The following is a 14,657-nucleotide window of genomic DNA, read 5'->3' as shown; positions in this document are numbered from 1 at the left end:
GATTTTCCTAACTCTTTTGGCATAGAGTTTGCTTATTAGGTGCAGTGCGACAAAGACCGGAAACCGAAAGGAAATCGGATTTTGTCCCTTGGCAAATACCAAAGCGAACTTCGAATCCGTACAGGCCGTCTTTTGAATATGGGCCATTGGAAAATCGAAAATTCAAAACTATGAAAGAAACGATATATAGAAGATCCATACAGGATACAATTAGAATCAAGGGCATAGGACTTCATTCCGGTAAGGAAGTGAATCTGATCGCTCATCCGGCCCCTTCCGGAACGGGAATCGTCTTTGAATACCGAAAGGGTTTAGAAAAAGCCTCCATCTCGGCCGAACTCAGCAACGTAGTCGATACAAGCAACGCGACTACTTTGGGAGACGGTCTACATAGAATCCAAACCGTAGAACACCTTTTGGCGGCAGTTTACGCACTCGGTTTGACGGATCTCATTTTGGAAATCGACGCGGTGGAAGTTCCGATTATGGACGGTTCCTCCCTTCCCTTTCTACAAGCCTTGGAATCAGCCGGAATCGTGGAATTCCCTGAAATCGTGGAACCGATTTACGTTCAAAACCCGCTTTGGGTCGTGGACGGAGACAAATATCTGGTTCTACTTCCCAGCGACGAACTCAAAGTTACCTACACAATCGACTTCAACCACCCGCTTCTCAAAGGACAAAACATCACGATTTCCCTCGATCGGGAAAAGATCAAACAGGAGATTCTCCCCGCGAGAACCTTCGGTTTTCTAAAGGACGTGGAAGCCCTGCAAGCGAGAGGACTCGCGATGGGCGGTTCTTTGGACAATGCGATCGTATTGACCCAGGACGGATATTTGAATCAACAGCTTCGTTTTGAGAACGAATGCGTTCGCCACAAGATTTTGGACTTATTTGGTGATATATCCATAGCCGGTCGTCCGATCATCGGTCATTATCTCGCTTCTAAGGCGGGACACGCTCTGGATATTTCCATGGCCAAACTCGTAATGAGTAGCGTGACCGGAGACGAGATCAGCAAATACAAAAGCCGGAGAATTCCACTTTTCAAAAGAAAAGCGGCCGTCGTCTAAAATTCCCCCTTTTAGGATGTTCAAATCCCGACCGGAAGCATTAGCGCTTTCGGATTCGGGATTTCCGCGTTTCTCCACATCCCTCTCCTAAATCAGAAAAGAATTGTCAGATTCTTCTTTTCGAGAATCCTGTAGTCGAGTTTGAACTCGGAATCACTTCAAGAATGATCCCCTCCAAACGTACAGTTTTTCCAGGAATCACGGCCTATCCGGGAAAACTATACGGTAAAGTCCTAAAAACCGGAAAAAAGAGGAACACGATCCTCACCGGAACCTACGTACACGAAACCGAAAAGGAACGGGAACTCGAAAAGTTCCACATCGCCCTTGAGGAAAGTCTTCATAGTTTGAGAATTTTGATCACGTCCGTGGAAGCCTCGGGCCCCGATCAAAAAGAAGTCCAAGAAATTTTAGAAACCCAGGCCATGATCTGTTCCGATCCTAGCCTCGCATCCTCGGTTCGAAAACGAATCACCGAATTTGGGGAAAACGCGATTCTCGCTGTTCAAAACGTAACCCACGAAATTTCGGAAAAGTTCAGAGCGCTCGAGAATGAATTCTTCCGTGAAAGAGTGGATCATTTCCAAGACGTTTCCAACCGATTGATCGAGTTTATCGCCGGTAAAAAGGAAGAGGATTCTTTTCTTTCCGGTCTGAAAGAGGATCTGATCCTCGTGGCAAGGGAACTCACTCCTTCCCAGATGATTCTTATGGATAAAACGAGAATCCGAGGAATTGCAACCGATCTCGGCGGAAAAACCGGTCACATGGCGATTCTTGCGAGAAACTACGGGATTCCTACGATCGTCGGCTTGAAGGATTTTTCCTCCTATGTCCGAGACAACGAGTTTATCTTTTTGGACGCGGAGTCCGGAAGCGCGGTTCGTTTTCCAACGCTCGAAGAAGTGAAATACTACGGCTTCTCCTCTTCGTATCCCGTGGAAGAAGGGGAAACGAAAAAAACAAGGGCCGTGAGCAAGGACGGGATTCGGGTAAGAATCAAGTGCAACTTGGAAACCGAACTCGACTGCGAACAAGCGATTAAGTTCGGAGCGGAAGGAGTCGGACTTTTTAGAAGCGAATCCTTATTCTTAAAATATCAAGATAGCAACGTTTCCGGAGAAGAACAATTCAGAGCCTACAAAGCGATCGCCGAAGGAATGGAGGATAAACCCGTAACGATCCGAACCTTCGATATCGGCGCGGATAAATTCTCCACCGGAGAACCGGAAGAAAATCCGTTTTTGGGAAACCGAGGAATCCGTTATTCCCTTTCCAACCCGGAATGGTTTTCAGAGCAGCTAACGGCGATTTTGCGAGCCTCCGCGTACGGAAACGTGAGTATTCTTTTACCGATGATCACCGGCCCCGCGGAAATCGTAAGGACGCGCGCGCTTTTGGAAGAATGCAAACGCAAACTGAGCGCCAATAAGGAAAAATACAACAAAAAGATCAAGATCGGCGTGATGATCGAAACTCCGGCCGCGGTTTCCTCCCTGGATCTGATCGCAAGAGAAGCCGACTTTTTTTCCGTGGGAACCAACGACCTTTTACAATACATCATGGCCGTGGACCGAAACAATATCCACGTTTCTTCGCTTTACAATCCGTATCATATCGCGTTCTTACGAGCGCTCATACGAATCGTGGAAGTTTCCAGGGATTACGATAAACCTCTGAGCATCTGCGGAGAACTCGCTTCGGATACGAATTTTACAATTTTCTTAATCGGAATCGGCATTCGGGAACTTTCGGTTTCAATTCCTTTTTTGAATCCGATTCGAAAGATCATCCGTTCGATTTCCTTACATCAGGCGGGAACCTTGGTCAAAAAGATTCTCGAACTTTCCGAAGAGGAAAGTTACGAAAACATCGAAGCGTTCTTATTCAGCAAACACTTAAGTTAAGAATTTTCGAGTTCCAAAATCAGAAACACGAAAGAATTCCAGACCTTCTCTTTTTCCTGAAAGAAAACCGGACCTAAACTTTCCTTTTCCTTTTTCAGACAAAGATACGAATGTTTGTCCGTTCTCAGATAGAATTTCCCGGACGTTCCCGAAAGAATTTGGATCAGCTCTTTCAGAAGTTTCGGAAGATTTTTTTCGTCTTCGGGAAGGGCCGCTCCCGCAATCAGAATTTGTTTGTTTTCAGAATGACCCTCGATGGAAATTCCTTTCGGATTCCATTCTTCAAAGAGTTCCTTTTCGTAACTGGCGAGCGCAGGATTTAAAATTTCGTGGATGGAAGAACTGAGTTTCATGGGAGATTCTTTCCCGATCACTTTCGGAATAAATCCCTTGGTGTGGAAAAGATCCCATTCTTCGAAACCTTCAATTTTGGAAAGTCCTCGTACAAACCCGTGTCCAAAACCTTGGACGGTGATTTTACTTTCGTTTTGATCCGCGAGAACGGATCGCATACAAAGAAATCCCAGGTTCAAAGGGGAAAACTGACTTACATTGGAAAAGTCCCAGATCTCGTTTTCTCGGAGCGGCGAAAGATAAAGATTGTCGAGAGCGTATAAATCTCCGTGTCCCGATGGGGAAAATACGGAGGATTTTTGGATCTGTTTCTGAGTACCGGCCATATCAATCCTATCGGTACGAGCTCCGATTCTCCGAAGAAATAAAAAAAGCCGACCTGAAAGGCCGGCTTTTTCAATTCGATGAAAGTGTTCGAAAATCTTAGTCTTGGTTTGTAGCGTAGATTTTCTTGATCTTGTCGATGTATTTTTCGGTGATCACGTGACGTTTCATCTTCATCATGTTGTTGAGCTCGTCGCCCACTTCGAACGGCTTCGCGATGAGAATGAAAGGCGTAACCTGCTCGAAGGATTTGAACCCGTTTTTCGTATTGTTCAAAGCCTTGATCTCTTTTCTGTAAAGATCGTAGACCTTCGGATTTTCGATCAGCTTTTCATTGCTCGTTTCGTTGACCCCGTTTTCTTTCGCCCATTCCTGGAGTTTTTCGAAATCGGGAACCACGATCGCGCCTAGGTTCTTCTGATCCTGTCCGATCACCATACACTGGCTGATGTAAGCGGATTCTTGCAGTTTGTTTTCGATCGGGACCGGCTCCACGTTTTCCCCGCCGAGAAGAACTACGGTGTCCTTTGCACGACCGGTCAAAGTCAGGGTCTTTTTGAAGTTGATCATTCCCATGTCGCCGGTGTTCATCCAACCGTCGCTGATCGCTTTGGAAGTCGCTTCTTCGTTTTTGAAATAACCCTTCATGACCTGTGGTCCTTTGATAAAAACCACACCCTTCAATCCGAGTTTACCTTGAGTGATATTTCCGGTTTCGTCGATCTCGGTCAACACGCCGTTATTATCGTTACGGATCTGAAGTCTGGTCTTCGGAACGATCACACCCACGGAACCGATGATGAGTTTTTCAAAAGTTCTTACGGAGATCACGGGGGAAGTTTCGGTCATACCGTAACCTTCAAGAACGTTGATTCCGATATTGCCGAAAAATTCGTCCACGTGTCTCGGAAGAGCGCCACCGCCGGAGATGGAAGCCTTCAATTGACCGCCCGTAGCCGCTCTGATCTTCGCGAGAACGATTCTATCCAAAGTGAAGCTGTTCAAAAGAACCGCAAGACCGGAGATCGTATAAAGCGGAGAAGTCAGGAAATGCAGTTCCGTTCCGGCGAAATAAGCGCCTAACGCACCCGCAAGAACGGTTAACGTAAACGGACCAGTCAACAGAAGTTGAACGAACATTAGAATTCCGTAAAATAAGGACCCGATCGGATTTCTTCCGATATAGTCCACTTCGATTCCTTTCAAAAAACGAACCGCTTGGTTCTTTTTGCTGGAAAAGAAATACGCGAGCTTGAAAAGACCTCTACGAAGAGCCGGAGTTTGAGCCGGATCGTTGATTCTCGTGTAAATCCCGTTGTAGATGTTTTCCCAAAGTCTAGGAGCGGAACCCATAAACGTAGGCTTTACGGTCGCTAAATCCTGACGAAGATCGCGAACGTTCGTATAATACGTAGCCGCGCCGAGTCCGATACAAACGTATTCAACAACTCGTTCGAATACGTGCCAAATCGGGAGAATGGAAAGAAGACGAGCGTCCGCTTTGATCTTAAGCATAGGACTTACGTTGTTCACCTGATGCATCATGTTGGAATGTTTCAACATAACGCCTTTCGGAAGTCCCGTGGTTCCGGAAGTGTAGATCAACGTGAAAAGGTCTTCCGGTTGGATTGCGGCGATTCTTTCTTCCGCTTTTTTAGATCCGCCGGCACGAAGACTTTTTCCTTTTTCGATCAGGTCTTGCATCTTCAACACGCCGGGCGCGGAACTTGCCGGATCCATCATGATCAGGGTTTTAACGTTGTTTAACTGGGACTTGTTTCTGTTAAACTTTTCGAGCATCTTATCGTTTTCGATAAAAACGACTTCGACTTCCGAGTGATTGAGAATATAAACGATTTCAGAATCCGTAATATCGGTTCCGCGAGGAACGTCGGCCGCTCCCGTAAGAATCACGCCGTAATCCGCAACGATCCATTCGATTCTGTTGTCAGCCAGTAAACCGACTCTTTGTCTTTGCTGAACGCCTAACTCGATCAACGCTTCCGCAAGTTGAATTCCTTGCTCATACAATTGACCGTAAGTGGTCGGGTAATAATCCTTTTTAGAATCCTTTGAAAAGAAAGCCGGAAGGTCCCGAAATTTTTCCGCAGATTCGCGAAATAGCTGCGCTAAATTCTCCGCCATGAAACTCATTTAACTCCTGATATCTTTTGTTATAACAACTTAGGAATTCCGACAAAGATGCTTGTCGGCAAGGATTCAAAGGTAAATAGGGAACCTGAGAAATAAACCCTTTTTTTCCCGACAGGTTGAAGAAGCTCCTATTTATTTCCTTTGTTATGCAATACTATGGTGCAGTGAACCAATTCGAAAAACTCGCCCTGAGTTTCGGATAATCTCTTTCTCGGATTCCGTATTGAATTTTAAGAAGAGTTCCCGAAGGACTGAACACGATCAATGCAGGTTGCCCTTCCACCTTGTACTGATTGACGAATGAAAAATCCTTATCCACAAAGGAAGGATACGTCATCCCGAATTCCCGAGCCGCTTTGAGATGCTCTTCCTTGGTGAGTTCCGGCTCGGTATTGATCCCGAGAAGAATTCCATTCTTCCCTTCGAGATCCTTGGAAAGTTTTTCAAGAACCGGAACCGCGTCCTTACAAGGTTCGCACCAAGAAGCCCAAACATCCAAAAGCAAAACCTTTCCCCGATACTCTTTGAGAGAAACCGCGCGCCCCTCCAAATCGTAGAGAGAAAGTTTATAGAGAACGGATTCTTCCTTGGAAAAATTACAGGCGAATAACGAGAATAAAAAGAACGGTAAAATCGAGTAAAAGCGGAACATCGATTTCATGTTAAAAGAAAGCGCGGGTTTGTAAAAGGAAAAAATCTTTTCAGTAGAAAGGCTTCGTTCAAATTGGGATCACTCCAGTGAATCCGGTCTTTTACAATTATTTTTCGGGTCGTGAAGAATTCTTAACGTATCTTGGGAACGATCGTTTTTCGGGTTCGGGTATGATTTCCACTCCGGCGCAAAAAGAACCTTATTTTTCCGAAACGATTCGCAAGGCGAAGTTGGAATCCAAGGAAGATCAGATTCTGATTCTTCTCAAAGGAAAGGAAGATTCAAAATCCTTTTCGATTCCGTTGAACGCGGTCGCGAATTCCAAATCGAAGAACAAAACCAAACTCGAATTTCTACCCGATTACTTAGGATTTCAAGAAGGTTCCGAAGGTTTTTCGGTTCGTCTTCAACCTCTCGATCGCGAAAGAATTCATCTTCAGATCGATTCCAAAATCGGTTTGGAATTTTCGGGAACTCTTACGCGCCAGAGCGGTTGGAAGAAGTGGTTTTAAACTTTAACACTTCTCGGATCTGATCCGCGATCGTCTTTGCGGCGACGCTTCGGTAGAATTTTCGTAGGTCCGCTTTTTTTCCGGGATACGGTTTTTTGGAGAATTGCAAAAGAGCGTTCGTCCAAAGACTTTCCTCCAACTTCAGATATTGAATCTTATCCGCCCCGATCTCTCTAAAAACGGAAAGATCCGTAACGATCGCGGGTTTTTGCAGACTCAACGCTTCCAAAAGAGGAATTCCGAATCCTTCATACAAGGACGCGAACAAAAACAGGGAACATTTTTGATACATGTGCGCGAGTTCGACGTCGCTCGGGCTTTCGATCCAAACGATTCCCGCGGCTTTGCTTTCTTCGCTTCTCAGAGTTTCGATAAAGGCCGGATCTTCCCAACCCGCCTTTCCTCCGATCACCCAGGAGTATCTTTGATTCGACTTTACGGATTTTGAATATTCCAAATAAGCCCTATACAAAAATTGATAGTTCTTTCTGGGTTCCACCGTGGACACAGAAAGAAAATATTTCTTCGGGAGAGAATCTACGCGCTTTCCCGGTTTTTGTTTAAGGAGGCCCTTAAATTCGGAAAGTTCGATTCCCGGATAAACGACCTGCATCTTTTCCGGAGAAATTCCGAAAAAAGACGAAACTTCGTCGGCGGTCGATTGTGAGATCGGAAGCAGTTTATCCGCGCGTCGTATCGATCTCGAAAGATAAAATTTCTGCTGAAGTCTTGCGAGAGTTCGCATCGTATCGGGAAAACGATACGCTACCAGATCGTTGTAGGTCAGCACAGTCGCGGTCTTTTGGGAAAGAAAAGGAGGAAAAACCTGTTGGGTTCCCCAAAAAAGATCCAGATCCAATTTTTTCAACTGCATAGGAAGCGCGATCGCAAAGTAAAGACCGCCCTTCTTGGAAAGAATTCCCTCTCCCTTGATAAAACGGATTCCGGGAAGTTTTAAAAGATCGGAATAACTCGGATGAAGATCCTTGTGTGAAAAAAGATAAAATTCGAAACTGGGATCCTTTCCCAGATCGAGAAGGGCGCTGTGGATCATTTTTCCCACGCCGGAAACCGGAGTCGAAAACGGCCTAGCGTCCATTCCGATTTTGATTTTTTGTATGTTATTTTTTGAATATTTTTTTTTCTTCATGGAGTTATCCGTAAAAAGGATCAGTCCCAGTCTCTGAGACCGGTTTGAAAATAGGATTTCGAATTTTCCCAAACTCCGATCAAGGAAGAAGTATGACCCGCGATCAACCCCTCTCCTCTTCCGCTTACCGTTTGAAACTCGTACTGTTTTCCGGATCGAATCTCCAAATCGGAACCGCCCGACGCCTTTACAAGCGCGATTCCCGCACAGATATCCCATTCGTTTTTGGGTTTTAAGGAAATCGACAACGCGGCCTTTCCCGCCGCCACCAAACCGAGCTTATACGCGATCGAACCGACGGCCTTCAATTCCCAAGCGGGCGGTAACATGGAAGAACGAAACAGTCCTTCTCTTTCTTCGGTTCTTGAAATCAAAGCCTTTTTGACCGGTTCGGAAGAATCCAAAAATCTCGTTAAATTCTCCGTCGAAACGGAAAAAGAATCGGGAACCCGATCGAATTTTTGATAAACGACTCCTACGTTTTCGACCCCGTAGATGAGTTCGCCCGTAACGGGGTTTAGAATGACGCCTAACGTGGCCTTCCCCGCGACGGACAAACCGAGGCTGATCGCAAACTCGGGATTTTTATGGACGAATTCCCGGGTTCCGTCGATCGGATCGAGAATCCAAGCCGCAGGCAGTTTAGAAATATCCTTTCTTTCCGAATCCTCTTCGGAAAGAACCGGAATATTCGAAAAACGTAAACGATCGGAGATGTGAAGACCGGCTTTCACGTCGGCCTCGGTTACGGGATCGTTTTTTCCCTTATCGGTAACCTTGAAATCCGAATTATAGATTTCTAATACGATTTTGCCCGCCTCGAGAACGGAATTCACGGCGGGCTGAAGATATTGAATCGAATCCAAAAAAGAAAATGCTCGGAACGAAACTTACTTTCCGGTTTTGTCCGGTGCGGGAGTGTTTTCTTTGTGCGGATCGTCCAAATTCTCGGGACGAAGATAAAAAACCTCGTTTTCCGGAGTTTGCAGATAGATTTCGGGATCCATTTTAAAGCTGTAGAAGAAAAGATATTTCTTAAACTTTACGTAAACCGTATACGTTCCTTTTTGAGGTTCGTAGAGCATGGTTTCCGCGTTCAAGTCCTTGGTGATTTCCTTATATTCCAGATATCTATGGTGAAGCGTATATTTAACCGCGGAAAGAAGGTTCTTTTCGAGAGTCGCTTTTTTAACCGAGTCCGAAAGTTTAACGTTCTTGTTGAATTCTTCCACCTTGTTGAATTCTTCCACGACACCTTGGGATTTTCCTGCCTGAAGACCGGCAAAGGCAATGAGAAGTAAGAGAGAGATTGCGAGTAATTTCTTCATCTAGGTTTCCTGTTTCTGCTATTAGTATCGGATTATCGAGAGCCAAACTTACCCCTTCCTTATAATTTCTCAAGCGGGGTATAGGCAACAAAAAAGTTCTTCTCAACGTTTCCGAAACGGATCGCGACCTTCGTATTTTTGTCCTTTCCCGAAACGGTTAGAATGGTCCCGATTCCGAATTGTTTGTGTTTTACGCGGTCCCCCGGTTTGAGAAACGCGTTGTCCGGAGAAGGAGCGGGCGAGAATCCGGTATCGAATTCTTCCTCGGTTTCGCGAACCTTCGAGGCCAAGGGCGGGCCCTGCGGTCTTCTTGCGGTTCGTTCGCGCGCTCCGTAACCCCGATCTCCGAAACATTCTTTCGGAACCTCGGATAAAAATCGGGAAGGAATTCGATCCTCCACCTTACCGAACTTTCTCGAGGTTCTACAATAACTCATAAACAATTCTTCCCGAGCGCGGGTGAGAGCTACGTAAAAAAGTCTTCTTTCTTCCTCGTCTCCGAGGTGAGAATCTTCCAAGCTCATGCTGTGCGGAAAGGTCCCCTCTTCGAGTCCGGAAAGAAAAACCATTTTGAATTCGAGTCCTTTCGCGTTATGCACCGTCATCAGGTTTACGTAATCGGTGAGTTCCTTCGTATCCTCTTCGCTCGTTAAAAGACTGATCTGATTTAGATATTCTTCCAAAGAGGGAGAATCCGAATTCTTTTCGTATTCTTCGATGGAGTTGATGAGTTCCTGTAAGTTTTCCAAACGTGCGACGGATTCTTCCGTGCCTTCTTCCTTGAGATAGGACATGAGCCCGGACCGATTCAAAAGTTCCAATGCGATTTCGGAAGGAGAAGAATCCTTTTCGGATTTTTCGATCAGATCGCTGAATAGATTATAGAGTTCCTTTCCCTTGGACTTCGCGGCTTTTTTTAGGGGAATGTCCTCTTGTCCGAGGGTTTCCAAAAGAGAAATTCCCTTCTCGAGGGAGAATTCTCGGATCTTTTCGATCCCGGAATCTCCGATTCCTCTCGGCGGATAATTTACGATTCGAAGAAGAGAAACACTGTCGAGTGGATTGGAAACCACGTTTAAATACGCGATAAAGTCCTTGATCTCGGCGCGGTCGAAAAATCGAAAACCTCCGAAAATCTTATACGGAATTCCTACGTTGCGAAGAGCCTCTTCGAAGTATCTCGATTGAGAATTCGTTCTGTAGAATATTGCAATATTCTTATATTCGGTTCCCGAAGAATACGCGGAGCGGATTCTCGTGATCGTTCCGTGCGCCTCTTCCGATTCGTTTTCGAATTCGTTCAACACGACGGGAGAACCCGAAGGGTTGTTCGTAAAAATTTCTTTTTGTTTTCGTTGTGTGTTGTTCGAGATGACCTTGGACGCCGCGAGAATGATATTCGACGAGGAACGATAATTCTCCTCGAGTTTGATTACGGTAGAATTCGGAAAATCCTTTTCAAAGTTGAGAATGTTTCCGATGTCCGCCCCTCTCCAAGAATAAATGGACTGATCGTCGTCGCCCACCACGCAGAGATTCTTTTTTTCTCCGGCGAGAAGAAGTACGAGTTCGTATTGGACCTTGTTCGTATCCTGATACTCGTCCACCATCACGTATTCCCATTTATGACGATACTTCGCGATCGCATCGGGGGATTTTTGAAAGAGTTGCACCGTTTTCCAAATGAGATCTCCGAAGTCGAAAGCGCGGCTCGCGTCCTTTCTTTTTTCGTATTCTTTGTAAATCGCGGAAACCGTTTTGGAAAAATCGGTGCGTCCTTCCTTTTCCAAATACGCTTCGGGGGACAACATCTTGTCCTTGAGTCCGCTGATATAATTTCCGAGCATCGACGGTTTGTAAAATTTCGGATCGAGGGAAAGATCCTTTACGACTTGTTTGAGAAGCGATTCCTGCAAGGTCGTATCGTATACGGTAAAGCCGCTTTCGAATCCGAAAAAAGACGCTTCTCTTCGAAGGATATAAAGACAAAGAGAGTGAAAGGTTTTGATCTGAAGATTGGCCGGTATAAACGGAACCAGACCTTTTACGCGTTCCAACATTTCTGCCGCGGCCTTGTTCGTAAAGGTCACCGCGCAGATACGATCGATCCCGTGATTGACGAGAAGGTTCGCGATTCTATGCGTGATAACTCTCGTTTTACCCGAGCCCGCTCCGGCTAAGATCAAAACGGGACCGGAAACCTGGAGAACCGCTTTTTTTTGTTCTTCGTTCAGACCGACAAGGAGAGGATCCACGGTTAAAACCTATAGTCTCCGATCCCGAATACAAACTGAAACGCGTTGTCCGAATCGAATTTTGTAAACGGGTGATCCGCAACTCCGGAGTATTTCAACTTCTGTGCGAAATAAATCCGAAGCGGAAGAACCGGGATCTGAATTCTAAGACCGACCCCCCAGGAGAATCGAAACTTATCCAATGCGATATTGTTTCCGGAAAGAACGAGGTTCGCGGGATTGTTCAATTCTTCGTATGTATAATCCGCTTTGCGAAGCGCGCTTAGATTATAATTGTTCGTGAGCGCGTATCCGACCGGATCTTTGAGTTGTGCTTCTCGAATCCGTTGGTCGTAGGTCGTAAAAAGATCCCTTCGCACCCCGGTCGCGCGGTTGACTTCCTCATAAAGAGCGCCTGCGTCGAAAAAGGCGACTAACCAGAGTAAGGTGGGTTCGATCGGAAAACGAAGTTCGGAACCGAAGATCATCCTGCTCGCGGCCCCGTCCCTCCATTCGGTGGGATACTTCGCATCGTTGTAGAACCAACCGCGCAAGGATTCGTAACCGCCTAAGAACTGTAAGTCCTGCAACTGAATATACGGATTCTGAATCGGATCCTGTTTCCCGTACGAAGGAACGCGTTGAAAGGTAAACAAGGAAGAACTTCTAAATTCCTGAACGACTCTCCAACGTCTAAGCGCGTTGTTTCTGAAAAGACCGAAGAAACTATAGTCGAACCAGGTATGATAGTATTCCGCGAGAATTCTATACTGATCGAAGTGGGACTGACCGCCTAACAACTGACCTACGTTGTCCATCTGGAAAAGTAAGTCGTATCCTTGTGTCGGGTTGAATACGTTATCCCGGATATCATACGCGATCCCGTTCGAAATCTGAGAACGGAACTGCCAACCTCTCCGCACCTCGGCAAGAACCTGATCCGATACGAGGGAAGAAGGATTGGTCGATGCGTAAATACTCGGAGAATATCTGTGGAAGTGAGTCCAGTTGATAAAGATCCTATGACCGATACCGACCGTAAAACCCACCCCGTCCCGAGAATAGATCGCCTGCTCCTTGATCGAAGATTGGTTGTTGTTCTCCGTGATCGAAACCGCACCGACGTTGTAGATTCTCGAGGAATAAAAAAGAGAAAGAGAAAGAGACCAAGGTTTATTGTAAAGCCAAGGTTCCGTCCAAGTAATCTGAAAGAGTCTGCGATACGGACCGAATTCAAGACGTCCCGAAATTTTTTGACCGGTTCCGTTTAAGTTGTTTTCCCCGACCTCGGTGAAGATCGAGAAACCGGTGATCGTTCCGTAACCGCCCCCCATGGAAACCGTTCCGGTCGGTTGTTCGAGAACCTCGATGATCAGGTTCATTTTCGTCTGATCCGAACCGGGTCTCATGTTGAAGTTCACTTCTTTGAAGTAACCTAGGTTATAAATTCTTTCCCGAGAACGGTTTACCAAAGTGGAGTTGAACAAATCCCCTTGTTTAAAAAGTAATTCTCTTCGAATCACCCGATCCTGGGTCTTTTTGTTTCCTTTGATGACTACGTTTTCGACATACGCCAAATTGTTTTCGCGGATGTTAAAATCCACGTGAACGAATTTTTTACCGTGTAACTCCGGTTTGGTGTTATAGAGTTGCCTGAGACGCTTAACGTGAAGTTGTGTGTATTCCGTTTCGCAGATTTTTCTTTCTTCTTCGGACTTACGGCTGTAGCAGTTTTCGTAATATTCTATGTTTTCCCGATCGAGAGAGATCACTTTTCTGCGGGGAATCACCTGCGCGAAAAGATAACCTTTCGAACTGTAGAGTTCGTTCATCGCTCCGCGATCCCGCATAAAACGGGTTTCGTCGAAGATCACGCCTACGTCCCCGTCGCTGTAATCCAAACCTCTTTCGATTTCTTTCGGAGTAAAAAGTGGTTTGAGTTCGTCCTTGGAAGTTTCGGGAGGATTTTTCTCCTTGTTTAAGAAGAGAGGACGACCTTCTCCGTCCAAGGACATATCGTGATTTAACGTATAACCGTTGAAGAAGTAAACCTGACCTTCGGAAATCTTAATGTTTACGATGATTACTCTTCGGTCTTTTTTTTCGGGATTCTCCCAATGGATTTCCCAGTTCGTTCCTTCCCGGATCAATTCCGCGTCGAGATAACCCTTACTTTTTAAGTAAGCGACGATCGTATCCTTGTCTTTTTCAAAGGAAGATTCCTTAAAGTTTCCGCCTTCGAAAACTCCTTCTTCCTTCATCTCCATCACCGAAAGAATTTCGGACGTTTCAATCGATTCGTTTCCGTAGACGTTGATTTTGGAAACGGGAATTTCCTCGCCTTCGTCTATGATAAAACGAACGCGCACTAAGTTCGTTTTCGGATCGGGTTTTCCCAATTCCACTTTTACGTATGCGAGAAAGAATCCTTCGTCCCTGTATTTCTGGAGAATCAAATCCCTGGACTTGGTGATCTTTTGTGGAGTGATGACTTCGTTGTCTTTGAGAGGAAGTTTATCCCGTAAGTCCGCGGGAAAAACCTCGTCGGCTCCGACGAATTCCACGTCTCGTACGCGCGGTCTTTCTTTGAGATCGACGATGATACGAACGCCGTCTTGTAAATCTTCCGCTTGGATATCGACGAAGTAGAAAAAACCCGAGTTAAAAAGCGTTTTGAGATCTCGGTCGAGAATTTTTTTCGTGAGGGTTTTGCCGACCTTCATCTCGATCATGGATTCGAGATCGCCGTCGGGCGTGTTTTTATTTCCCTTGAATTTGACTTCTTTGATAACCTTTCCCAAAAAGTCGGAACGTTTGGAAAGGAGTTGAGTCAGTTCTCCTGAGTTGAATAAAAGTCCTAAAAGAATCGCGATTACGGATCCTTTCAGAGTTAGGGAGAATATTCGTTTCAACGTAAAGTCTAAAGCCACCCGATATTTGCAACCAGAACCAAAACCTTCTCAACC

Annotated in this window: 11 protein-coding genes; 3 read left to right on the top strand and 8 right to left on the bottom strand. The window is 45.7% G+C overall.

The features are described 5' to 3' along the window. Positions 1-170 precede the first annotated feature (170 nt). Both lpxC and ptsP read left to right on the top strand, forming a co-directional pair. Complete coding sequence (lpxC, locus tag LEP1GSC052_RS04695) at positions 171-1,076, top strand: UDP-3-O-acyl-N-acetylglucosamine deacetylase (protein WP_010574670.1); 906 nt, start codon at positions 171-173, stop codon at positions 1,074-1,076. Positions 1,077-1,240: 164 nt separating this feature from the next. Next, complete coding sequence (gene ptsP / locus LEP1GSC052_RS04690; RefSeq protein WP_010574669.1) at positions 1,241-2,983, top strand: phosphoenolpyruvate--protein phosphotransferase; 1,743 nt, start codon at positions 1,241-1,243, stop codon at positions 2,981-2,983. Here ptsP and LEP1GSC052_RS04685 read toward each other — a convergent pair. From LEP1GSC052_RS04685 to LEP1GSC052_RS04675, 3 genes are all read right to left on the bottom strand, one after another. Further along, positions 2,980-3,663 (bottom strand): LIC11631 family protein, encoded by a 684-nt coding sequence (locus LEP1GSC052_RS04685; RefSeq protein ID WP_010574668.1) that lies wholly within the window; start codon positions 3,661-3,663, stop codon positions 2,980-2,982. The two genes, ptsP and LEP1GSC052_RS04685, sit on opposite strands and share 4 nt — an antisense overlap. A 97-nt stretch (positions 3,664-3,760) precedes the next feature. Then, on the bottom strand, positions 3,761-5,806 hold the full coding sequence (locus LEP1GSC052_RS04680) for an AMP-dependent synthetase/ligase (protein WP_010574667.1): 2,046 nt from the start codon (positions 5,804-5,806) through the stop codon (positions 3,761-3,763). A 163-nt stretch (positions 5,807-5,969) separates the two neighbouring features. Then, positions 5,970-6,467 carry a TlpA disulfide reductase family protein gene (locus LEP1GSC052_RS04675; RefSeq protein WP_040913292.1) on the bottom strand — a complete coding sequence of 166 codons (498 nt, stop codon included), beginning with the start codon at positions 6,465-6,467 and terminating at the stop codon, positions 5,970-5,972. 86 nt (positions 6,468-6,553) lie between these two features. Between LEP1GSC052_RS04675 and LEP1GSC052_RS04670 the strand changes: the two genes are divergently transcribed. Beyond that, positions 6,554-6,979, top strand: a complete 426-nt coding sequence (locus LEP1GSC052_RS04670; RefSeq protein ID WP_010574665.1) for a hypothetical protein — start codon at positions 6,554-6,556, stop codon at positions 6,977-6,979. Here the strand turns inward: LEP1GSC052_RS04670 and LEP1GSC052_RS04665 are convergent. Genes LEP1GSC052_RS04665 through LEP1GSC052_RS04645 form a run of 5 tightly spaced genes read right to left on the bottom strand, consistent with a single transcriptional unit; the run spans position 6,945 to position 14,603 of the window. Beyond that, a complete protein-coding gene (locus LEP1GSC052_RS04665; protein ID WP_020985740.1) occupies positions 6,945-8,129 on the bottom strand; it encodes a glycosyltransferase in 1,185 nt (394 codons plus the stop codon). The genes LEP1GSC052_RS04670 and LEP1GSC052_RS04665 overlap by 35 nt on opposite strands. Before the next feature lie 20 nt (positions 8,130-8,149). Further along, on the bottom strand, positions 8,150-8,995 hold the full coding sequence (locus tag LEP1GSC052_RS04660) for a 3'(2'),5'-bisphosphate nucleotidase CysQ (protein WP_010574662.1): 846 nt from the start codon (positions 8,993-8,995) through the stop codon (positions 8,150-8,152). A gap of 24 nt (positions 8,996-9,019) precedes the next feature. Continuing rightward, a complete protein-coding gene (locus tag LEP1GSC052_RS04655; RefSeq protein ID WP_010574661.1) occupies positions 9,020-9,457 on the bottom strand; it encodes an LIC11625 family surface-exposed protein in 438 nt (145 codons plus the stop codon). A gap of 59 nt (positions 9,458-9,516) precedes the next feature. Further along, positions 9,517-11,712 (bottom strand): ATP-dependent helicase, encoded by a 2,196-nt coding sequence (locus LEP1GSC052_RS04650; RefSeq protein WP_010574660.1) that lies wholly within the window; start codon positions 11,710-11,712, stop codon positions 9,517-9,519. A 2-nt stretch (positions 11,713-11,714) separates the two neighbouring features. Further along, positions 11,715-14,603, bottom strand: coding sequence for a BamA/OMP85 family outer membrane protein (locus tag LEP1GSC052_RS04645; protein WP_476703344.1), 2,889 nt, complete (start codon positions 14,601-14,603; stop codon positions 11,715-11,717). Positions 14,604-14,657 lie beyond the last annotated feature (54 nt).

It is taken from the genome of Leptospira kmetyi serovar Malaysia str. Bejo-Iso9 (assembly GCF_000243735.2).
Classification (GTDB): Bacteria; Spirochaetota; Leptospiria; order Leptospirales; family Leptospiraceae; genus Leptospira; species Leptospira kmetyi.
The sequence above is the reverse complement of the archived record's forward strand: the minus strand, read 5'-3'. Positions and strand labels throughout refer to the sequence as shown.